Raw genomic sequence first — 21,027 nt, forward strand, 5'->3', positions numbered from 1 at the left:
TTATTTGCTGATTTTGATTTTCCAGTCGGAGCCACTTTTGATGCCGTATTTCCCCGCAAAATCTCCCATGTTGATAGCCAACGAAAATTGAAGGAGACTATTGAGGTAACAGAGGTTTTGTCCTTCGGGTACCTCACCAAAAGTATTGACAAAGGGTATATTTTCCTCAAATACCTGCTTTGAGCCATCCCAAATCGTGACTTTTAGTTTTTGTCCTGCTTTGAGATCCCATTTTTTGAGTAAATCGGCCGATATATTGGTCCATACGTTGCCATACTGAACGTCCAAAATAGGAATATTTCCCACAATACTATTGGCTTCTAACTTGGCTTTTTGATAAGGAATACGCACCACATCATCGGGTAAGCGCTTACCTACTTGAGCCAGGGTAATAACACCCGCTGCAAGCCTCGCACCCGTATAAGCATATACATCGCGCCCGTGAAAAGTGTAAGAGGCTTGCGAATTTTGGCGGCGATTGAGGGCTTCGTCTATTTCATGGACTGCCTCAATTCCCAATGACTCCGCAATCAACGTAAAAGTGCCGTTGTCGGGACCCACAAAATAGTGTCCACTTTTGGTTTTTACTACCACCGATTTCCGCTCAGTGCCTACGCCCGGGTCAACTACCGATACAAAAACCGTAGCTCGGGGCCAATAAGAGGCCGCTTGTTGGAGTCGATAGGCGGCTTCCCAAATATTGTAAGCAGGGATTTCGTGGGTAAGGTCAAACAATTTTAAGTCTTGACTAACACTCATCGATACACCTTTCATGGCTGCTACGGCACCGTCCTTTAACCCAAAATCAGTTTGAAAAACCACGATTTTGGATTGGGAAAACACCGAAAAACTGTACAGAAAAAAGAGGCCAAACGTATAAATGATTGTTTTCATAAACCTATATTTTTTTAAGTTAATACCGAAAAAAGAGCAGCGTTTGAAATACTTTTTGAGCCTGTAATCCATTCATTTTCTGTTTGTTTTAAATATTCGACAATCACTGAGAGTGCTACTTTTCCATTCACAAAATCAAGTAAATCAGCATCGCCTACCAATATTTCAAGGGCGGTTTTGGTGTTTCCTTTTTCATAAGCACCTTGTCGCCATAAATTAGGGATATATTCGTTACAAATTCTCAATAAAATCAAACTACTCAAAAGCGAGTGGTTGGATTGAGAAGGAGCTAGATGTATTTGAAATCCCCCGCAAAGTTCGTTGGCGTGTTTGTGAAAAGTAGGAATAAACTGCAAAGGCCGTAAGATATAATTGACCCACGGTAGGTCAGCTGTAAAGTTTTCAAAGTCGTGTTTGATGTTTTTCAAAATATCCCATTTCAAAAAAGGTGCTCCGATAATCTCGAAGGGGCGAGTAGTACCTCTTCCTTCACTCAAAGTAGTGGCTTCAAACAAGCATTGTCCGCTGTAAAGGGTAGCTGTTTGGAGGCTGGGAAAATTGGGAGAAGGGAGTATTTGCATAAAATATTCGTCGATTGGGTACGGTAATAGGTCAAGCGAGAAACTCCCTCGATAATGATGCTTGAGCCAAAGGGCTATTTCACCTAGACTAAGCCCGTGACGGTGAGGCAATCCTTCATGCCCGATAAAAGACGAAAATGTTTTGGTAATCATACTGCCTTCTACTTGCCTTCCGGCAGGACTGGGGCGGTCAATCACCCAAACGTGGGGCGGATGCTGACAGCGTGTGAGGGTTTCAAACAAATAAGCCAAGGTGGTCAGATAGGTAAAATAGCGGCAGCCTACATCTTGAATATCAACGATGATAACATCAAGTGCTTCTAACAAAGCAGGGGCGGTTTTGAGACTTTGTTCGTCGCGACCATACAGCGAGATAAAATCAATTCCCTTCCAAAAATGATAGACGTTAGTATTTTCGAGGGGTTCTTGGTCTTGAAGTTCGGCAAAAAGCCCATGCTCAGGGACAAATACTGCACTAAGGATATTGTGCTCGGCCAAGAGTTCAATTAGATACTGTTTTTTATCAAAAACAAAGGCTGTTTGATTACACAAAAGCCCCACGCGTTTTTGAGTCAGTGAAAAAGAAGAAATAAGCGACGCTAAATTCATAAAATTCCAACCACAAGATGAGGGGGCAAGTTAGTAGATAAGAGGATTGGTTCAGAAATAAAACCCCCAAAAAATGCCCCACTAAGACAAATATTGATTTTCCGAAAAAACTTAACCATTCGTGTTCTATTTTCGCAAAAAACAAAGTGATTACTTCCATGCACAAATCGCAAATTATCAACGAACTCGCCGAAAGCCGCGACAATTACTTCAATGCTGTAAGTCCGCCGATTGTACAGACTAGCAATTTTGTATTTCATGATTTTGCCTCGTTACGAGAAGCTTTTGAAGACGAAATGTCGGCGTATTTGTATTCGAGGGGGCTCAATCCTACCGTTGATATTTTACGAAAAAAACTAGCAGCCTTGGACGAAGCAGAAGATTGTTTGGTACTTAATAGTGGTGCTTCGGCGATTTTTTGTGCAGTAATGACCAACGTCCAAGCGGGCGACCACATCGTGAGCGTACAAAAACCTTATACTTGGGCCTGGAAACTGTTTGACAATGTTTTGCCACGCTACAATGTAACTACAACTTACGTAGACGGGACAAAGCTTGAAAACTTTGAAGCAGCGATTCTCCCCAACACTAAAGTGATTTATCTGGAATCACCCAATACCCTCACCTTCGATTTGCAAGATTTGGAAGCGGTGGCAAAATTGGCAAAATCGCACGGCATTGTGACCATTATCGACAACAGCTATTGTACTCCTTTGTTCCAAAAGCCTCATCGGTTGGGCATTGATATTTGCTTGCAGTCAGCTACCAAGTATATCGGAGGGCACTCAGACACCGTTGGAGGCGTATTGACAGGGGCCAAGGCGATGATTAAACAGATTTTTGACCGCGAAGCGCACAATACAGGGGCATTTATCGCGCCCTTCAATGCGTGGCTTTTGCTGAGAGGCTTGCGGACGCTGTCTGTCAGACTGAAGGCTATTTCAGAAAGTACCCAAAAAGTGGTCGAATTTTTGAAAAATCACCCCAAAATTGAAAAAATCTATTTTCCTTTCGACCCTGATTTTGCCCAATACGAATTGGCACAAAAACAAATGTCAGGTGCTTGTGGATTGGTAACGATTGCGTTGAAAGCGCAGACTTATGCACAAATAGAAACCTTTACTCACAATTTACAACATTTTCTATTGGCAGTAAGTTGGGGAGGACATGAGTCGTTGATCATGCCAAAATGCGCCGGCATTCGTCCTGAAGAATTCGATGCAGCACAGCAAGAGCATCGATTAGTAAGATTGTATATTGGGCTTGAAGAAGCCGACTATCTTATCGAAGATTTGGCGCAAGCTTTGGAAAAACTATAGCCTAAACCTCGGCTGCGCTCAAAGCGCAGCCGAGGTTATTGAAGCGCAGCCGGGGTTGTTTTATTTCAATAGCGCATTTACAGCTTCCACTTCGGTAGCAGCTTTGGCAGGTCGAGGATGAGCGTCGTTAAATACTTCCAGTTCTCTACGGTCTAGTAAAGGTGTATGACTTTCGTCGATACTACCGTCAGCTTTGAGGATTTTTGAAATATCCAGTGCGAGATGCTTCGCCAAAAACCGATACATCGCTGCTCGTTTAGAAGGGCCATAGTCATGCTTTTCGTCGGGCAAGTGATGATTTTCTAGGTTATTGGCTTTGCCATAAAGAGCATATATTTTTTGAATATGAGGGAATTCATCTTTCGGATTGTTTTTGGTCCAGTCGCCGCCATCTGATACGAGCAGCATGGGGCGAGGAGCCGCTAAGGCCGCAATTTCTACGTTGTTGGTTTGGAAATTCCCTTTTTTATGAACGGGCATTCCACTTTCACAAACACAGCCTCCAAAAAAATAAGCCGACACCATCACCACCGGAACCGACACCTTGATGCGTGGGTCAAGTGCTGTAAGCATAAAAGTCTGAGTTCCCCCGCCAGACTCCCCCGTGACTCCTACGCGGTTTTTGTCGATGTTGGGCTGGGATAATAAAAAGTCTAAAGCTCTGATACTGTTGATAGTTTGTAGTTTAAAAGCTTTCGGGATTTTATGTTCTTTCAACTGCGAATCGCTGTAGCCAACCATGTCGTAAGCAAATACCACCGCCCCCATACGGGCTAAGTTGCCACACCGAAATTGCATAGGCTCCAGAAAACGGGCGTTGGGCTCGCGGGTATGTCCGTGAGGGCACAAAATCGCCGCAAAAGGCCCTTTTTGATTCAACGGTTTATAGAGATTGCCCGTTACATAATATCCTTCTATGCTTTCAAACGCCACATTTTCGATAGTATATCCGTCCATTTCGCGCTTACTATGGATGATAGGCTTTGATTTGGGGCGAGGGGGAAGCTGAGTGAGTTCGCCACCTTCCAAAATACGTTGCTTAATTTGTTGGGCGCGGGTTTCCCAGTCTTTTTTGGAAGTAGGAACGTGTTCTGCCAAAAAACTCTGGCCTTGCTGTTCCGTAAAATACGCTCCTTGACAAAGCTCAGGAGTGGATTGGGCCGAGGCTAGATGGCAAGTCAAAGAGGCGACTAAAAGGCACAAAAATCGTTTCATGATTAACAGAATTTATAATTTTATAAAGTCAGCCGAGACGGCAAGTTACCTTACAATTTTGCTGCCATTTGTTTATAGAATGTATTTTCAGCCTAAAGATTTGTATTTTTGAATACTTAAAACCATTCTTTTGCCATGTCAGCTATCGCCAATAGAGAACAACAAATCACCAGCCTCATAAAGAAGTTATCGGCTAATGAGCAAGATGCTTTATTGAAAGCTTTGAAGAAACAACTGCTTTTAGCTAAAGCTGAAAAGTTAGAACATTCAGTCAAAGACAATCGTATCAATATGAGTGAAATTGTAGAAGAGGTTCGTAAGGCTCGAAAAGCACGTCATGAGAGCTAAAGTGGTTGTGTTGGATACCAATATTTGGATAAGTTATTTTATCAAAGCAAAATTCAGTGAATTAGTAGATTTAATCATTGACAATGATTTGTTAGTGTATTCTTTCGATGCTTTGATAGAGGAATTAACAGAAGTTTTAGGACGTAACAAATTTTCTAAATATCTGACTTTGCCTATCAGCGATTATATAGAGTTTCATCAAGAATTAGTCACTATTGTCAAGCCTAAAATTAAGTATACTTCTAGTCCTGACCCTAAGGATAACTTTTTATTCGATTTAACTATTCAACATAAAGCTCGTTATTTAGTGACGGGAGATAGAAAGTTATTGGCTCTGGGTAAGGTAGAAAATGTCGAGATAATGTCGCTAACTGCTTTTAAAACACTTGTTTCCTCACGCAATTCTTAACCGTCAAAAAAATATGAAAGAAATAAACGAAGAACGCCGCGACTTTTTGAAATGGACTGGTTTGATGGGAGTAGGAATGATGGCCGGAGGAATGTCGCAATCTTGTGCTACGGCCCAAGTACCTTCTCATTTGGGATATATTCAGCAACAAGCCCAGCACTCACCACCCCAAAAATTCAATATGAGTGGATACGGTGCTCCTAAAATCGATACCGTCCGCGTTGGATACATCGGCTTAGGAAACCGAGGTACAGGGGCTATCAATCGGATTGTGTATCTTGAAAATGTGGAAGTAAAAGCCCTTTGTGATATAAGAATCGAAAAAGCCCAAGCCGCCAAAAAATTGATGGAAGGTACTACCCATTCCCCTGAGGTATATGGCGGTAAAGAAGAGGATTGGAAACGTCTCTGTGAGCGAAACGATATAGATTTGGTATATATCTGTACTCCTTGGAATCTTCACGCGCCTATGGCACTCTATGCGATGGAGCAAGGAAAGCACGTGGCCGTCGAAATCCCCGCAGCTACTACGGTAGAAGACTGTTGGAAATTGGTCGAAACTTCTGAGCGTACACGCAAACATTGTATGATGCTCGAAAATTGTTGCTATGATTTCTTCGAACTCTTGACCCTTAATATGGCTCGCCAAGGGTTTTTTGGGGAAATTGTCCACGTAGAAGGCGCGTATATTCACGATATTTTTGATTCATTGTACGATAAATCAAAACGATATGATTTGTGGCGATTGAAAGAAAACCAACGCAATGGGAATTTGTACCCAACACACGGCTTGGGGCCAGTGTGTCAAGTGCTCGACATCAACCGTGGCGATAAGATGGATTATCTGGTAGCGATGTCGAGCAATGATTTCATGCTTGCTCCCAAAATCAAAGAGCTTGCTACCAAAGATGATTATTTTGGGCAGTTTGCCCAGAAGAGTTTTAGAGGCAATATGAATACCACTACGATTCGTACCCAAAAAGGAAAAACAATCATGCTTCAGCACGATGTAACCTCCCCACGGCCTTATAGTCGGATTCACTTGGTGAGTGGTACCAAAGCTACGGCACTCAAATACCCTTTACCGGGGCGTATCTCGTCGGGGCATGAGTGGGCTACGGAAGAAGAGTTTAAAAAATTAGAAGAAAAATATCAGCCTCAGATTGTGAAAAAAATTGGAGAACTTGCCAAAAAAGTAGGAGGTCATGGTGGAATGGACTTTTTGATGGATTGGCGATTGATAGATTGCCTTCGCAATGGCCTACCGCTCGACCAAGACGTATATGACGCTGCGTCGTGGAGTGTGATAGCACCTCTGAGCGAATGGTCGGTAGCCAACCGCTCCAATTCTATTGATATTCCAGATTTTACGGGAGGGGCTTGGAAAACCAATCATCCTGTAGATATATCGTTGGAAAAAGGGGGTAATACAGGTGTAAAAAAACGTACGGCATAAGTAAAAACAAATATATGAATACCACGATTTTAGAATCAAGCGCGGCTTTAGGTGAAAAGGGCGGAAATCTCGCCGCTCAAATCATCCGAGAGGCGATTGCTACCAAAGGACAGGCTAATGTGATTTTGGCCACAGGCACAAGCCAATTTGAAACCCTTCAAACATTGATTGCCAGCGAAGGAATCGACTGGTCGAAGGTGGTGATGTTTCACCTTGATGAATACATCGGCCTACCGTTGTCGCATCCCGCTAGTTTTAGGAAGTATCTTTTAGAGCGGTTTTTAGCCAAAGTCCCCCCTCTGAAAGCCAGCTATTTGATTGATGGCGAAGGAGACCCAAGTGCGGAGTGCACGCGTTTGGGCACGCTCATCAGTCAACATCCTATTGATGTAGCGTTGGTGGGAATTGGCGAAAATGGCCACTTGGCGTTCAACGACCCACCGGCAGATTTTGATACAGAGCAGCCGTATATTGTGGTGGATTTGGACGAACAATGCCGTACGCAACAAATGAATGAGGGGTGGTTTGCGACCATGAACGATGTTCCGCGGCAAGCCATTAGTATGTCGGTCAAGCAAATTATGAAATCCGCAAATATCATTTGTTCGGTGCCTGAACTTCGTAAGGCCAAAGCCGTAAAAGACTGCTTAGAAAATGAGATAAGTAATCTATTTCCTGCGAGTATATTGCGACAACATCCTCAGTGTGAGTTACTCTTAGAGCCTGAATCGGCGAGTTTGCTCACGACTCTGGGATAAAACTCTTAAGTTCCCATAAAAAAAGACCACCTAATCTAAGTGGTCTTTTTTTGCTTAACTCTACACTTAACAAACAAACTTAACTATAAGTTTTCTAAAGGGATTTTTCAAGTTTGCCTCAGCTGACAAACTTGGAAGGTTCAATAATTATTTATGAGGAACGATAGGCGGTTTCATAAATAGATTTTACATGAGGCCCAAGGAAAACCCTCGCGTAGATTCGGATGATGGCAATACCATCGATGATAAAGCTAAGCGAGGTAAAAAAGGCTAATGCAACTTGATTTTCGTGTATGTGGCTGAAAATCAAGTCTTCTCCGATAAAGGTGGGTGTAATGGGAAAGCCCGATACCCCCAAACAAGCCAACAAAAAAATCAAGGCTAGTTTGGGATGTTTGAAAGAATGTCCATGAAATTGATCAAGATTGATATTGCCTTCCAGAGATTTGAGCCTCAAAAGCCCAAAATACCCCACTATCCCTGCCACTACGATTCCGCTCAAATAAAGCAGCGTTTGGTTAAACTTAAAGTGCTCATTGAAAGAAATAGAAAGCGCAATCCAGAAGTGATTCATGATAACAAGCAACCAACTCATGGGGGTATTGTGCCTTTCAGTAAATGATTTTAATACCATTAACAATCCTAAGAGCGAAAAGAAAATGGGTAAATAAGCATGAACATTTTGAGGAATGGAATTTTCAAAGTACAAACAAATCAATCCTAGTATATAAGCCGGAATAAAGAAAAACAAGGTACGATTGACAGTTAAAAAATTCAGTTTATTGCCCGCCCATTTTAGAGGATTCCAGAGTGATTGATACATCAATGAGTCAAGGTTCCATTCTTTGATGCTCAGCATATACAGCGTGTACTGGAGTTTTTTTGGAAAGAAACGCTCGATGGAAGACTCGCGAGGAGAGAAATTATAGAACTGTTCGCGAATAAGATAACTTACTACTGAAGGCGAAACCAACAATTGATAGGTACGTAAGAAAGCATTTCCAGCAAAATGAAGCATAGCCAACCCTTCAAAACCACTTGCTACTTCTATGAAAATCAAGCCTATTTGCGCAATAGAAGCATACGCAATTTGGCTTTTGACCGATGATTGTACGCGAGCTATACCGGTAGCAATAAAAGTAGTAGATAAGCCCAATAGCGCAATCAGAATACGTACCGAAAGCTGATGCTCCCAAAAAGGATAAGTACGCAATAGCAAGAAAACACCCAAATGCACCGAAAGCGAACCGTAAAAAATGGCACTAGAAGGTGTAGGCCCTTCCATCGCCCTTGGAAGCCAAGAGGAAAAAGGAAGTTGTGCCGACTTGGCCGCTGCCGACATCAGAATCATCACCGAAATAAAAATCCCAATCCAACTATGGCTTTGGAGGTGCTCGTGCACAAGCTCATAATTACTCAGTTTAAGAAAAGTAATATTTTCGTGAAATAAATGATGACTCATCCACATGGCCAAAATCAATCCTACGTCGCCAATTCGATAGACCGAAAATACCTTCACTGCATTTTTGACAGGTAAATAACGGTCTCTGTAAAAAGCAATCAATAGAAAAGAAGAAATACCTAAGATTTCCCAACCAATAAAAAGAGTTTCGAGATTGCCCGAAAGAATGGCAATATTGTACCCTAAATAAAAGAAAAGAATAGTATTGAAAAATCGTTTGTAGCCATTTTCGCGATGTAAATAAGCACGGCTATAAATAGTCACTAGAAACGTGAGAAAAGACCCTACAAACAGATAAGTAGCAGCGATGGCATCAAAACAAAAGTCGATAAAAAACTCGTAGCCTGTCGATTTGAAAAGTACGATGTCTTTGATGTTGAGGGTAGGATGCCCTTGAAGTATCCAAAAACCAATAAATCCTACCGTACACAGTAAATGAAGCCCTACTGTCCCAAATGCCGTTTTTGACATGATGTCTTCTTTACGAGCCGGAACAAACAGACTTAAAATAAAACCTACAATGGGCAAAACAATGAAAATATGCAAGAAGGCCGTCATGGTGCAGTCTTAAGAAAGTGAATAAACAGGAAGGTTTTCGTGATGAATTTCTAATAAAGGCGATAGGTTTTCTATAGCCTCTAGCTGCGCTCGAAGAGGTGCATAAGGCACAAATGTACCATCTCTAAAAACCATTAGCTCTTGCGTATCAGGATGAACGGCTACCAGGTTTACCCATTCATTTATAAACCACTCGTAAGTAGCTGGGTTTTTTTGGATAGTATTGAGAACTACCTCGGGGTAGTGCTCCACAATCATCAACAAACGCACCGGGTCGTGAATTTCAATCATCTGACTGGGTAATCCTGGGCGCAAGTCTCCATCAATACCATTGGCTACTCCAAAAAGCCCCATCACATTGTGAGGAAGTTTGGTACCGGCTCCAAGTTTTTGGTTGTCAACTCTTGAGAAATAATATTCTAAGTTGATACCTCCGCACACAGGCGCAGCGGCATTAAGGATATTGAGCAGATATTTGCCTTCAGGATCTACCTGAAAATCAAAAGAGTTCATGAAAGCGCGTCGATCCAAAAATAAGCCCTTCGACAAAGAGCGACGTCCTATAATACAGAGTGCATTAGTGGCGTGGTTGAGTTCGGGGCGTGGCTCAAACAATGATACAGAACGGAGCCGTATTTTTTCATGTATCTTGTCGGGACTCAACGACGTATCGATTGACTCAAACCTTCTTGATCTTTCTTTCGCGTTAAAATCCAAGGCTTTTTCAAAGGTAGCCTCGTTTTTGATATGATATTCTTTATTTTGATGAGACAGGGAATCTTCGTCAAAAAACATAATTTCGTCGCGAGTAGTATCATGTAAACCTCCGACAAATTGGGTCTCGGAAGGAATGACAATACCCTTAGCGGCCAAAATAGTCCTTACTTTAGGGTGATTGGCCATGAATGAAAGCACGCGCGAATTGACCGAGCCAGCCCTACCAGCACAAGCCCCACAGTCGTAAGCAGCATAATGTGGATTGTTGACGCTACTCGACCCATGCCCTACTACATACACTATAGGAGCAAAATTTTTGACCAAACCTATACTTTTGAGAACATTTTCGACCCGAGTGGCCATTTCTTCGATAGTAAACCCAATCTGAAGACCGTTTTCTTGATGGTCGGAGTGTTTGTTTTCAATGGTCAATTTTGAAAACTTATCCATGTGTTTAAAGGAAGAAGCTGTGGCCGGGCTCATGGAAGGCCTGAAGACGTTGGCGAAAAGTTTGGCAGCCGACCAAAAACCAATGGTTTGTGAAATCAACCATCCTCCATAAAAAGAATGAGAGTGTTTCGTAAAGTGAATGTCTTTTTGTCGCCGATTTTTGATACCCACTTCTTTGATGAGGTATTTGGGAGTGACGGGTGCAGGGCATACTTTGGTATAAAACTTGCCGTCTTGAGGTTGATAAAAAAACTCTACTCCAAAAAAACCAGGTGTACCGAAAGTCTCACAAGCGGGATCAAACTCCTCTAGGTAACGTCGCAATGAGCATTCGCGGTCGTCGATACAAAACATCGCCTGAAAGCTTTTCTTGGGCGCTTCCATCTTTTGTTTTTTGGGGATTTTTAAGCCCGCCAATACTTGATCATAATAACTCCACTCAAACGCCTCTTGCCACAGCGTAAGCACTTCATGTAATTCTCTATGGTGCACCTTCGCAAAAAGAGGGGTAGGCGGATGATGCCCTTTTTCGCTCAATGGGAGCCAATTGGTACTGCCATGATGAAAATCAAGGGCGTCGATTTCGAGCAATAGCTCCACTACAATCAAATCGTGGATTGATATTTGGCGAGGGTCGAGCAGGGTTTGAGGCTGGTCTTCAATCGACGACACCATCCCTGCCCATCCTTGGTGGGCAAATTGCTGATCAAAAAGATAGTCTTGATACAAGGCTTCGTCGCCAATCAGGGTTTTCAATAAATCTTTGATTTCGCAAGGAGTCTCTAAGAGCAATTGTTTGGCACGTTTGCCTCTAAAAATGCTCATTAGGCTGTTTTTTTCTAGCTCACGAAGCGATGAAAGAAAACTTTGCTCTTTCACTGGAAAATTCCAAATCGAAATTCCTTGGTCAAGATAGCTACAAAGAACGCGGAAAAGCAAAGGATGAACGAGCGAATCAAGATCAACATGATATTGTTTTTTCCAATGAGCTCTTAAGGCGCCAATGCGTGGTAAGGTGGTATGAGTGTAGGGTTTTGAAAGTAGCTTTTCGAGCCACTCGGCTGCATGCTTTGAGCCTTTCCGCTCATAGACTATTCTTTCCAAAACCTCCTCACTGATACGTTTGGAGGCATAAAAAGAGCGATATTCTTCCAATGAAAGCATTACCTTGTATCCAAATATCTCTGACGCACTATTGAGGGCATCAAAAAACTTGAGATGTTGGAATGCGTGAAGTGTATTGTGATGGATAAAATCTTTGAGCGGTGCTTGGGCAGGCAAAAAGTGCTTTAATTCGTGAAGCACTTCGTGTTCGTTAAAGTCTGCATTAAGTGTTTTCATGTGTGTACTATACGGTGTTATACAGAAAGCTGACGCTCGATTGAAGTAATGGCGCGAAGTAAATTTGCGTCGTTTTTGTTTGATAAGTCAAAGCTAATCAATGCTACAATTGGGAAGATTAATTAGTGATTAAAATACAAATTAGTTGTGTAGACGTTTTCTCAATAAAACGCTATAACAACATGCCTCTGTTAGCGTTTTGTTGAGTACTTAATTTGTTGTAAAACAGCAAATTGAATTTATTTTTTTAAGTAAAAATTTTTAATAAAATAAGGTAAAAGATAAAGATTTTTGTTCTTTTTTTAATCCTATTTTAATCTTTAAAAGGCTCTTAGAAAAATACTTCCTTCTTCAAAAAATGGGCTAAACCTACTTTGCTTCTATTTTTTGTTAGTAGATTTCGCACCAATAAACACACCATTGAGACGTTGATGTGAATACGTGAGATCACCGCCCCAAAAAGGAAGTATTGTGCTTAAAAAGATAGATAAGATATATTTAATGAAAAATTTTCTCTTAGTGATAGGTATTTTTGTCATGATACCAGCCTCATTATATGCGCAACAACAGCCCATATTAAAAGACACGACCTTATACAAAGCCTTTTCTACGTCGCATCTACAACCGGTCATTATTGGTGCCAATGGTCGATATTATTATGGCGGTCAGCGTCTCCGAAATCAGTATTCGTTAGAAATCCCATTTGGAGAGCTAGACGATCCTGAAGTAAATCGATACTTCAAAAATGCCCGCGTCATTCGTACCGTAGGCTCAGTGCTATCGGCTTTGCCGGGTATTTATTTCTTGATTTCGTCGCGGGTGGCAGGGCAGACTATTACGCGACAAGCCTTTTGGATTTCTTATGTAGGGGGAGTAGCTATTTCTCTAACTTCAGGGTATATTTCGAGTGCTCAATTGCGCAAGGCCGTCAAGAGCTACAATAGCCGATTGGGAGCGCCAAGATGGGGGCTTTCGGTAGAGACACTGCCAAACAATGCTATCGCTTTGGGAGTAGGATGGCGCAAAAGTTTTTAGAATCAAAAATTTAGGCAAATTTCTTTCGTTGGGCTACATATAGGCCGCTTATTACCAGACCTGTACCCACAAAAGTATGCCAAGATAAAGGCTCTTGAAGTAATAAATGGGAATAGGTAAAGCCAAAAATGGGGCATAAAAACAGCCACAGAGAGGCTTTGACGGCATCTTGACGGAGCAAGTAAAACCACAATTGGAGCGAAATCACTGACACAGGTACAATCAACCACCCCGCCGAAGCCCAAAATTGAATATCCAAATGCGAGTGATCCCAATCGGCAAAATAAAGTGTAAAAGGTAAAAGCATGAATCCGCCAAGTAACACCTGCCAGCCATTGATGGCAACATTTGATAATTTCCAATCAACACGCGCATAATACACACTCGCTGCCGAAACAGATACAATACCGCCCATTAAGATAGCCAATCCCTTTAGGCTTGCGTGGCTGTTTTGCAGTAAAGGCCAGGTAGCAAGTGCCGCTCCCGACAGCCCTAAGACCACTCCGAAGGCTTCGTCCCACCGCAGACTACGCTGAAGCCAGATAGCTGATAGTACAATCACGAATAAAGGCCCTGTAGCAGTAGAAAGGCTACCTATACCCGCTGATACCTCGCGCATAGAAAGCACAAAAGCACTGAGATAAATGGTGGTGTTTAATAATGAAAAAATAAAAAGCTGTTTCCATTCTTTTCCTTGTGGCAAGTGACTCTTAGGGCGGGCGAGAGTATAAGCAAATCCCAACATCAATACACCTGCTACTAAAAACCTTACATTGGCCAAAATAAGTGGGTCAGCCGAACGAATCCCAAATTTGGTGGCTACGGAGGCAGAAGCCCACAGCATGGCAAAAAAAATCCCAATAATTATATTTTTCACTTTTAGTGTTATCGACAGTGTGTATTTACTTTTTCGGCAGATAGCGCATCGCCCAATGCGGCCCCTTGCTTCCATATTTTACAAGCCTTGTCGGTTTGCTGATTGAGCAGGAGTGCTTCTCCTAGCCATAAGTGTATCTGGTCGGTGGCAGGGCTTAAATCGTAGGCTTTTTGCAATGAAACAAGTGCTTCCTTAGGTTGATTGGTTTTGAGAAGGTACAGACCCCAATTTCGATGAGCGTAGCTATTTTGCGGAGTTTTATCCAAGGCTTGGCTGATGAGCTTTTTTGCATCGGTAGTTTTGTCTTGGAGTAGCAAAATGTATCCTTTATTGTTGAGATAAATAGGATTGACGGGGTCAAAATCCAAGGCGCGATTGATGTATTTTTCGGCTTCTCCTAGCTGACGATTGTGGGCTTGGATCAGTGCCATGTTGTTGTAAGCTAATTGTTGTTGCGGGTCAAGTTTGAGGGCTTTTTCAAAATCAATTTGAGCCGCTTTAAAATCTTTTCGTTCAAAATTGACCACCCCGCGATTGACCAAGGCTTGCACATTGTTTGGACGTAAACTAATGGCACGGTCATATTCGGCTACGGATTGGTCGTAGTAGCCTTGTTCAAATTTCAAATCTCCCCATTTAAGATAATAGTTTGAGGAGTCTTGATAGATTTTTCGGATTTTTTCAAGATCATTAACGGCCAAATTAAGCTCGCGTTTGTCAATCCAAATTTCTACGCGATTGAAATAAGCTTGGTAAAATTCTTTATCCAGTTCAATCGCCTTATTGAAATCCTCCAAAGCTTTAGCACCTTCACCTAATTTGAGATAAGCAATGCCCCGATTGCTATGTACATCCGCAAAATCGGATTTTTTTTCGAGTGCTTCATTGTAGTATCTGATGGCATTTGCGTAGTCTTTTTCGGCTAATTTGAGATTACCTTTAAGAAAAAACTGCGCTGCCTCACTTTCGTCTTGGCCCGAACAGCCCGCAAGAATGAGCAATGATGCCAAGATAAACCCCGCAAAAAACGTCTTTATAAAAAAGTGGAAAGAAGAGAAGATGGAAGAAATGAGTGTCATACTTAATAAACTTTTACGGCACAAAGATAAGGCCTTCTTACGAGGTTTTTATAGGATAGGTATATTTTGATTTGATGGGTAATCTTAAAAAAATTATATTCTTTTTTTGCTTAGAAAGCCCTTGGTTTCAAAAGAGTAAATATAGGACAGGTTTGGTGGTTTATGTATTGTTAATCAAGCTGTTGTAATTTGTATATTGCGATGTTTTTAGGAACTTTTAAAGATTTGTTTTTGTTGTTTTAATGTATTTTTTCTTTGTTAAAATAATACAAAAAGCCATGATAAACAGCCCTGAAAATCAACTTACCAAAGCCGATGAGCAATGGCGAAAGTCAATTCCTGCGCAGGTTTTTTTGAACCATTTTCGCGGAATCGATTATCACATTCGTCATGCCATGCCGTTGTCGGAAGTCCGGCACTTAGAATCTTTGAAGCGTTTTCGCCCCAAGCAGGAAGACGAGCGTGTAGAAACAACCAAAAAATGGCTTCTCAATGCTTGGAACGCCGAATATACCCTTCATAGTACGGCCGCAAATCCTGACGAAAATTACCAAAAATATGCCCTGCATTGGACTTTTCCGCAGGCTTATTATAGCGTGTTGTACAGTGTCAAAGCATTTTTGGCGATTCAAGGAATCAATGTACCAGCGGAGGCACTTGTCCGTCAAATTGTCAATGGCTATGTAGTCAAAGGATGGTACCCCACACCAATAGGTTTTTATGCTGATGGCCCTTATCCAAATTATTCATTTCATCGTATTCAAGACCAAGATGAGCAGGCCTTTCTACAACCCCTTGAGACACCTAAGCAAGCAGAAGCGCATATTGTTCAGTTTTTGAAAACAACCCGTAACCAACGGGCGCGTATTTCTCGGCAGCGTCTTCAGGCCAATCCTGCCAAAGCCCTCCGAACCAAGTCGGGCAAAGTACTATCTAAGTTTGGGGCGCGTCATTGGGAAGAAGTCGCCAAAGGTATGGGTGCCACTACTTATTTTGATATGATGGCACGTTTGAAAATATCGGCAAACCAACGTGAGTTGGAGCGATTTGTAGAAGCGGATGTCAATATTGTACAATTTCATCAGTCTTTGCTCAATATTGTCAAATACCTCAATTTTGTACATGAATGCTATATCGTCAAAGCCTTAGGAGTAGAAAAATACACCCAATGGATTGATGGATTGCCACCTTATCTGCGAGATGGATTCGTAAAAAAACGACTCCAACAAGGTATTCGGCCCGTGTTGGAGTCGCTGATGACAAAGCAAACTGCTCAAACATCCTAAATCATTTTGCCTGCGATAGTATTTGCGGGCAAAATGCCTACCTTAAAAAATATCGTCGTCGTCGTCTCCTTCCTCATCTGGCCCCGAAAACATACTGCTAAGGAGGTCTTTGAAGTGAGTACCACGGTCAATGGCTTGCTTGCCAATGAGTGAATATTCGGCCATACCATGAAGGGCAAATTCCATTAAAAACAATTTCTCTTCACGGCTCAACCCTCGCTGAAACTCATCCACTACATCATCGAGGCCTTCGATGGTGCGGAGGCGTGCTTCGTATTCGCGGTTGGTGAGGTCACTCAAAATATCCATTTCATTTTCACCAAACCAATCTTGTACTTTTTGGAAAGGATTTTTGGCACCTTTTCTTTTCTTAAGTGATTCGGGATGGGGAAAATAATTCAGAAACTGCGTCCGAATGGCCTTTCCAATGAGATTTTGAGCTACGATGACAGGCCCTTCTACTTCGCCTTCATATACAAGCTCTACCTTACCACAAATCGCCGGTACTACACCATACAAGTCCGAAATTCTGACATAGGTTTCTTTTTCTCCATTGAGCAACACGCGTCTTTCAGCAGTTGAAAGTAGATTTTCATAAGCCGCAATCGTCAAACGTGCCGACACCCCACTTTTAGAATCTACATATTCGCTTTCGCGTGCTTCAAAGGCAATCTGTTCAATCAAATCTTTGATGATTTCGTTGGTTTTGACCATGCCTTTTTGCTCTGTCTTCACAATTGCTTCTTGTGTTGTGATTTTTTTCCCTGTTTCGAGGTCTTTGGGATAATGCGTCACAATTTGGCTATCAATCCGGTCTTTCAATGGCGTGACAATACTACCACGGTTGGTGTAGTCTTCTGGATTGGCCGTAAACACAAACTGAATATCAAGAGGCAGGCGTAGTTTAAAACCGCGAATCTGAATATCGCCTTCTTGTAATATATTGAACAACGACACTTGAATACGTGCCTGTAAATCAGGGAGTTCGTTGATGACAAAAATGCCACGGTGAGAGCGAGGAATTAGCCCAAAGTGAATAACACGCTCGTCGGAGTAAGGCAACTTGAGGGTGGCAGCTTTGATAGGGTCAACATCCCCGATAAGGTCGGCCACCGAAACGTCAGGAGTTGCCAATTTTTCGGAATAACGCTCATCACGATGTACCCAAGCTACGGGGGTTTGGTCTCCTTTTTCTGCTACCAAGTCTCTGGCAAAACGAGACAATGGTTGCATGGGGTCGTCGTTGAGGTCGGAGCCTTCTACTATGGGCATATATTCGTCAAGCAGATTGACCATGAGGCGTGCAATGCGCGTTTTTGCCTGTCCCCGCAACCCCAACAAATTGATGTGGTGCATGGATAATATTGCTCGTTCTACTTCAGGAATGACCGTGTCTTCATATCCCCAAATACCCGGAAAAACCGATTCTTTGGCCCGAAGTTTTTCTATAAGATTGTCTCTAAGTTCTTGTTTAATTGATTTGGGCTGATAGCCTGCCGCCTTTAATTCACCAAGCGTGTGGATTTGTAACAGTTGTTTCGACTTCAAATCTCGATAAGCCATATTGTAAGAATTGGTTTGTTTGGGTATCTACATTAACAGCCCTAAAGTGGGAATAGTTTGGCAACTTTATCAAAGTTTTAGAACTTTGGCAAACTTGGTTTGCATACTATTTCATTTTCGCGATATTTGCTAATAGTATGCTTGCAGAATACAAACCCCCAATAAACCAATATGCACTTGATTCAACAACTTTTATTTGCCGTGGCGTTGGGAATTACGGCATGGCTGATGGCCAAAAGAGTGGGTATTATAAAAAAAACGATTCAACTAGGCAAAGCTGACGACCGTACCGACCACCCCGACCAGCGCCTTAGTACTATGCTACGCGTGGCTTTTGGTCAGAAAAAAATGTTTGATAAGCCAGTAGTGGGCATCATGCACTTTGTGATTTATGCAGGCTTTTTGCTCATCAATCTAGAAGTATTGGAGATTGTATTAGATGGCCTTTTTGGCACTCATCGTTTGTTTGCCCCTTATTTGGGGAGTTTTTATACGGTACTTATCAATTTTTTTGAATTTTTGGCCTTTGGGGTGCTTGTAGTGTGTATCGTATTTTTGATTCGACGCAATATCCTCAAAGTAGCGCGCTTGCAGCCTAGCCGTCACCGTGAGCTTAATGGCTGGCCTGCTTTGGATGCCAATAGTATTTTGCTTATCGAAAGTGTGCTCATGATTGCGATTTTGAGCATGAATGCCGCCGATAGTATATTACAAAAGCGCGGAGTAGAGCATTACTATCCTGCGGGAGATTTTTTGTTTAGTAGTTTACTACAACCTATTTTTTCGGGAATGTCAGACGGAGCGCTGATAGCATTGGAGCGAGGAGCATGGTGGGCACACATTTTGGGAATATTTGCATTTGCAATCTATGTCACTTACTCCAAGCATTTACATATCTTTTTGGCATTTCCCAACACCTATTTTGCCAATCTCACCCCCAAAGGTGAAATGCACAATATGCCTGAGGTTACGAAAGAGGTTAAGATTATGCTGGGCTTAGAACAACCCGACAACAATGAAGCACCCGCAGAAATTGGCCGCTTTGGGGCAAAAGACGTCACGGATTTGAGTTGGAAAAATCTCATGGATGCATATTCGTGTACCGAATGTGGGCGCTGTACGTCGGCTTGCCCAGCCAATATTACAGGAAAAGCCTTATCGCCTCGTAAAATCATGATGGATACTCGTGATAGATTAGAAGATATTGGTAAAAATATGCAGGCCAATGGAGGCGAGTTTAAGGAAGATGGCAAAAGTCTGTTGGGTGATTATATCAAAGAAGAAGAGATATTGGCTTGTACTACTTGCAACGCTTGTGTACAAGAATGTCCCGTTTTGATTAGCCCTTTGGATATTATTTTGCAGTTACGTCGTTATAAAATAATGGAAGAAGCCCAGGCCCCTGCTTCCTGGAATATGATGTTTGGTAATCTCGAAAACAATCAGGCGCCTTGGAAGTTTTCGCCTAGCGACCGTTTCAACTGGGCTGACAATATTAAATAACGGGCCTCTATGAAGTTAAACAGGGAAATAAAGTATCCCTAGATAAGTTGTGAAGGTGGCAAAATGTTCAGAATCAAAATTTTCACTTTTCAAAAAACGCTAAAATGAATCATCAGATTATCAATAATACGGAGGCAAATCGATTTGAAACTTGGCTAGGTGAAAAAGCGGCTTTTGTAGAATACGGTCAGCACGACGACGAACTCATCACTTTTTATCATACCGAAGTTCCGAAAGAGTTTGAGGGGCAGGGGATAGGCTCTATTTTGGCAAAGCATGTACTGGATTATGCCCAAATGCATCATTTGAAAGTGCGGCCTTTGTGTCCATTTATTAAAGCCTATATTCAGAGGCATCCTGAGTATGAGCCTCTCGTATATCACAAAGAAGGGCATTAAAAACAAAAACGGGGCGCTTAACGCCCCGTTTTTGTTTTTCGTGGTATTTATTCTCCAAAATGTTTGCGAACTTTTACAAGGGCCGAACCAATCACTTGGTGCATATCATAATAGCGATATTCGGCCAATCTACCCCCAAAAATCACCTTGGTTTCAGCTTCGGCTAGTTTGCGATATTCACGCAAGAGGCGATCATTTTTGTCGTCATTTACGGGATAATAAGGTTCTTGACCAGGAGTCCATTCCTGAGGGTACTCATGCGTGATGACCGTTTTTTCTTGCGTTCCAAACTCAAAATGTTTGTGTTCGATGATACGCGTATAGGCGGTTTCGCCGTCGGTATAATTTACTACCGCATTTCCTTGATAATTAGGCGTATTGAGGGTTTGATGTTCAAAGCGAAGGCTGCGATATTCGAGGTACCCCAGTTTGAAATCGAAATATTCATCTAATTGGCCAGTATAAACGATTTCCTTTGCTAAGGCATCTAGCTCAGCGCGATTTTTGAAATAATCCACCCCTAACCGCACATCACTACCTTCAAGTAGAGCTTCGTTGAGTTTGTTGTAGCCCCCAATAGGAATCCCCTGATAGCGATCGTTGAAGTAATTGTTGTCAAAAGTAAAACGAACGGGTAGCCTTTTGATGATGAAGGCTGGTAAGTCCACACATTTGCGTCCCCATTGCTTTTCGGTATAGCTTTTGATAAGCTTTTCATAAATATCAGTACCGACCAAAGAAATCGCTTGTTCTTCGAGGTTTTTGGGGTCTTTGATATTAGCGGCCTCAATTTGTTCTTGAATTTTGGCACGGGCTTCTTCTGGGGTGCGTACTTTCCACATTTGGTAGAAAGTATTCATGTTAAATGGCAAGTTGTAAAGTTCGCCATAATAGTTGGCTACTGGCGAATTGGTATAGCGATTAAACTCAACAAATGAGTTGACATAATCCCAGATTTCTTTGTCATTGGTGTGGAAAATATGCGCTCCATAATAATGAACGTTGATTCCTTCTACATTTTCGCAGTAAGTATTTCCACCGATATGACTACGACGGTCAATTACCAAGCATTTTTTGCCTCTTTTGGTGGCTTCATGCGCCCAAACATTTCCAAAAAGTCCTGCGCCTACTATTAGATAATCGTACATGTTTATTGTTTAGTAGTTAAA

At 42.1% G+C, this 21,027-nt stretch carries 18 protein-coding genes; 9 read left to right on the forward strand and 9 right to left on the reverse strand.

What is annotated here, in order from left to right; all coding sequences use genetic code 11:
* Both G563_RS0124560 and G563_RS0124565 read right to left on the reverse strand, forming a co-directional pair.
* Entirely contained in the window at positions 1-894 is an 894-nt protein-coding gene (locus G563_RS0124560) for an SAM hydrolase/SAM-dependent halogenase family protein (RefSeq protein WP_028667664.1), read from the reverse strand.
* Positions 895-908: 14 nt separating this feature from the next.
* Positions 909-2,084, reverse strand: coding sequence for an exo-beta-N-acetylmuramidase NamZ domain-containing protein (locus G563_RS0124565; protein ID WP_051211174.1), 1,176 nt, complete (start codon positions 2,082-2,084; stop codon positions 909-911).
* 158 nt (positions 2,085-2,242) lie between these two features.
* Here G563_RS0124565 and G563_RS0124570 point away from each other — a divergent pair, with 158 nt between their 5' ends.
* Positions 2,243-3,403 (forward strand): trans-sulfuration enzyme family protein, encoded by a 1,161-nt coding sequence (locus G563_RS0124570; protein ID WP_028667666.1) that lies wholly within the window; start codon positions 2,243-2,245, stop codon positions 3,401-3,403.
* Positions 3,404-3,463: 60 nt separating this feature from the next.
* Here the strand turns inward: G563_RS0124570 and G563_RS0124575 are convergent, their stop codons facing one another.
* A complete protein-coding gene (locus G563_RS0124575; RefSeq protein ID WP_028667667.1) occupies positions 3,464-4,618 on the reverse strand; it encodes an alpha/beta hydrolase family protein in 1,155 nt (384 codons plus the stop codon).
* A gap of 135 nt (positions 4,619-4,753) precedes the next feature.
* Between G563_RS0124575 and G563_RS0124580 the strand changes: the two genes are divergently transcribed.
* Genes G563_RS0124580 through G563_RS0124595 form a run of 4 tightly spaced genes read left to right on the forward strand, consistent with a single transcriptional unit; the run spans position 4,754 to position 7,589 of the window.
* On the forward strand, positions 4,754-4,966 hold the full coding sequence (locus G563_RS0124580; protein ID WP_028667668.1) for a hypothetical protein: 213 nt from the start codon (positions 4,754-4,756) through the stop codon (positions 4,964-4,966).
* Positions 4,956-5,375 (forward strand): putative toxin-antitoxin system toxin component, PIN family, encoded by a 420-nt coding sequence (locus tag G563_RS0124585; RefSeq protein ID WP_028667669.1) that lies wholly within the window; start codon positions 4,956-4,958, stop codon positions 5,373-5,375. The genes G563_RS0124580 and G563_RS0124585 overlap by 11 nt, the downstream gene beginning before the upstream one ends.
* A 13-nt stretch (positions 5,376-5,388) precedes the next feature.
* Entirely contained in the window at positions 5,389-6,831 is a 1,443-nt protein-coding gene (locus G563_RS0124590) for a Gfo/Idh/MocA family protein (RefSeq protein WP_037328012.1), read from the forward strand.
* A 14-nt stretch (positions 6,832-6,845) separates the two neighbouring features.
* Positions 6,846-7,589 (forward strand): glucosamine-6-phosphate deaminase, encoded by a 744-nt coding sequence (locus tag G563_RS0124595; protein ID WP_028667671.1) that lies wholly within the window; start codon positions 6,846-6,848, stop codon positions 7,587-7,589.
* A gap of 151 nt (positions 7,590-7,740) precedes the next feature.
* Here G563_RS0124595 and G563_RS0124600 read toward each other — a convergent pair whose 3' ends face one another.
* Complete coding sequence (locus G563_RS0124600; RefSeq protein WP_028667672.1) at positions 7,741-9,609, reverse strand: proton-conducting transporter transmembrane domain-containing protein; 1,869 nt, start codon at positions 9,607-9,609, stop codon at positions 7,741-7,743.
* Positions 9,610-9,618: 9 nt separating this feature from the next.
* Entirely contained in the window at positions 9,619-12,117 is a 2,499-nt protein-coding gene (locus G563_RS0124605) for a YbcC family protein (RefSeq protein WP_028667673.1), read from the reverse strand.
* A 501-nt stretch (positions 12,118-12,618) separates the two neighbouring features.
* Between G563_RS0124605 and G563_RS0124610 the strand changes: the two genes are divergently transcribed.
* Positions 12,619-13,152: a hypothetical protein gene (locus G563_RS0124610; RefSeq protein WP_028667674.1), complete on the forward strand. Its 534-nt coding sequence runs from the start codon at positions 12,619-12,621 to the stop codon at positions 13,150-13,152.
* Between the two features lie 10 nt (positions 13,153-13,162).
* On the opposite strand, the gene G563_RS0124615 is transcribed toward G563_RS0124610, so the two are convergent.
* Positions 13,163-14,029 carry a DMT family transporter gene (locus G563_RS0124615; protein ID WP_028667675.1) on the reverse strand — a complete coding sequence of 289 codons (867 nt, stop codon included), beginning with the start codon at positions 14,027-14,029 and terminating at the stop codon, positions 13,163-13,165.
* Positions 14,030-14,037: 8 nt separating this feature from the next.
* The gene (locus tag G563_RS35780; RefSeq protein WP_084650972.1) at positions 14,038-15,108 is read right to left on the reverse strand and encodes a tetratricopeptide repeat protein; all 1,071 of its coding nucleotides are present in this window, start codon (positions 15,106-15,108) and stop codon (positions 14,038-14,040) included.
* 278 nt (positions 15,109-15,386) lie between these two features.
* Between G563_RS35780 and G563_RS35785 the strand changes: the two genes are divergently transcribed.
* Positions 15,387-16,394 carry a hypothetical protein gene (locus G563_RS35785; RefSeq protein WP_063828441.1) on the forward strand — a complete coding sequence of 336 codons (1,008 nt, stop codon included), beginning with the start codon at positions 15,387-15,389 and terminating at the stop codon, positions 16,392-16,394.
* A 42-nt stretch (positions 16,395-16,436) separates the two neighbouring features.
* Here the strand turns inward: G563_RS35785 and G563_RS0124630 are convergent, their stop codons facing one another.
* Entirely contained in the window at positions 16,437-17,957 is a 1,521-nt protein-coding gene (locus G563_RS0124630) for a magnesium chelatase ATPase subunit I (RefSeq protein ID WP_028667676.1), read from the reverse strand.
* Between the two features lie 171 nt (positions 17,958-18,128).
* On the opposite strand from G563_RS0124630, the gene G563_RS0124635 reads away from it, so the two are divergent.
* Together G563_RS0124635 and G563_RS0124640 are read left to right on the forward strand one after the other, a co-directional pair.
* A complete protein-coding gene (locus G563_RS0124635; protein WP_028667677.1) occupies positions 18,129-19,460 on the forward strand; it encodes a 4Fe-4S dicluster domain-containing protein in 1,332 nt (443 codons plus the stop codon).
* Between the two features lie 104 nt (positions 19,461-19,564).
* Positions 19,565-19,858 (forward strand): GNAT family N-acetyltransferase, encoded by a 294-nt coding sequence (locus G563_RS0124640; protein ID WP_028667678.1) that lies wholly within the window; start codon positions 19,565-19,567, stop codon positions 19,856-19,858.
* A gap of 47 nt (positions 19,859-19,905) precedes the next feature.
* Here the strand turns inward: G563_RS0124640 and glf are convergent, their stop codons facing one another.
* Positions 19,906-21,006, reverse strand: coding sequence for a UDP-galactopyranose mutase (glf, locus tag G563_RS0124645; RefSeq protein WP_028667679.1), 1,101 nt, complete (start codon positions 21,004-21,006; stop codon positions 19,906-19,908).
* Between the last annotated feature and the right edge of the window lie 21 nt (positions 21,007-21,027).

The sequence above is a fragment of the Runella zeae DSM 19591 genome (genome assembly GCF_000423565.1).
Classification (GTDB): domain Bacteria; phylum Bacteroidota; class Bacteroidia; order Cytophagales; family Spirosomataceae; genus Runella; species Runella zeae.

What these genes read in the sequence shown, in the direction of transcription:
- G563_RS35785 (WP_063828441.1), top strand. Translation starts at nt 15,387, where the DNA reads ATGATAAACAGCCCTGAAAATCAACTTACCAAAGCCGATGAGCAATGG.
- G563_RS0124575 (WP_028667667.1), bottom strand. Translation starts at nt 4,618, where the DNA reads ATGAAACGATTTTTGTGCCTTTTAGTCGCCTCTTTGACTTGCCATCTA.
- G563_RS0124565 (WP_051211174.1), bottom strand. Translation starts at nt 2,084, where the DNA reads ATGAATTTAGCGTCGCTTATTTCTTCTTTTTCACTGACTCAAAAACGC.
- G563_RS0124560 (WP_028667664.1), bottom strand. Translation starts at nt 894, where the DNA reads ATGAAAACAATCATTTATACGTTTGGCCTCTTTTTTCTGTACAGTTTT.
- G563_RS0124610 (WP_028667674.1), top strand. Translation starts at nt 12,619, where the DNA reads ATGAAAAATTTTCTCTTAGTGATAGGTATTTTTGTCATGATACCAGCC.
- G563_RS0124600 (WP_028667672.1), bottom strand. Translation starts at nt 9,609, where the DNA reads ATGACGGCCTTCTTGCATATTTTCATTGTTTTGCCCATTGTAGGTTTT.
- G563_RS0124630 (WP_028667676.1), bottom strand. Translation starts at nt 17,957, where the DNA reads ATGGCTTATCGAGATTTGAAGTCGAAACAACTGTTACAAATCCACACG.
- glf (WP_028667679.1), bottom strand. Translation starts at nt 21,006, where the DNA reads ATGTACGATTATCTAATAGTAGGCGCAGGACTTTTTGGAAATGTTTGG.
- G563_RS35780 (WP_084650972.1), bottom strand. Translation starts at nt 15,108, where the DNA reads ATGACACTCATTTCTTCCATCTTCTCTTCTTTCCACTTTTTTATAAAG.
- G563_RS0124635 (WP_028667677.1), top strand. Translation starts at nt 18,129, where the DNA reads ATGCACTTGATTCAACAACTTTTATTTGCCGTGGCGTTGGGAATTACG.
- G563_RS0124570 (WP_028667666.1), top strand. Translation starts at nt 2,243, where the DNA reads ATGCACAAATCGCAAATTATCAACGAACTCGCCGAAAGCCGCGACAAT.
- G563_RS0124605 (WP_028667673.1), bottom strand. Translation starts at nt 12,117, where the DNA reads ATGAAAACACTTAATGCAGACTTTAACGAACACGAAGTGCTTCACGAA.
- G563_RS0124595 (WP_028667671.1), top strand. Translation starts at nt 6,846, where the DNA reads ATGAATACCACGATTTTAGAATCAAGCGCGGCTTTAGGTGAAAAGGGC.
- G563_RS0124580 (WP_028667668.1), top strand. Translation starts at nt 4,754, where the DNA reads ATGTCAGCTATCGCCAATAGAGAACAACAAATCACCAGCCTCATAAAG.
- G563_RS0124585 (WP_028667669.1), top strand. Translation starts at nt 4,956, where the DNA reads ATGAGAGCTAAAGTGGTTGTGTTGGATACCAATATTTGGATAAGTTAT.
- G563_RS0124590 (WP_037328012.1), top strand. Translation starts at nt 5,389, where the DNA reads ATGAAAGAAATAAACGAAGAACGCCGCGACTTTTTGAAATGGACTGGT.
- G563_RS0124640 (WP_028667678.1), top strand. Translation starts at nt 19,565, where the DNA reads ATGAATCATCAGATTATCAATAATACGGAGGCAAATCGATTTGAAACT.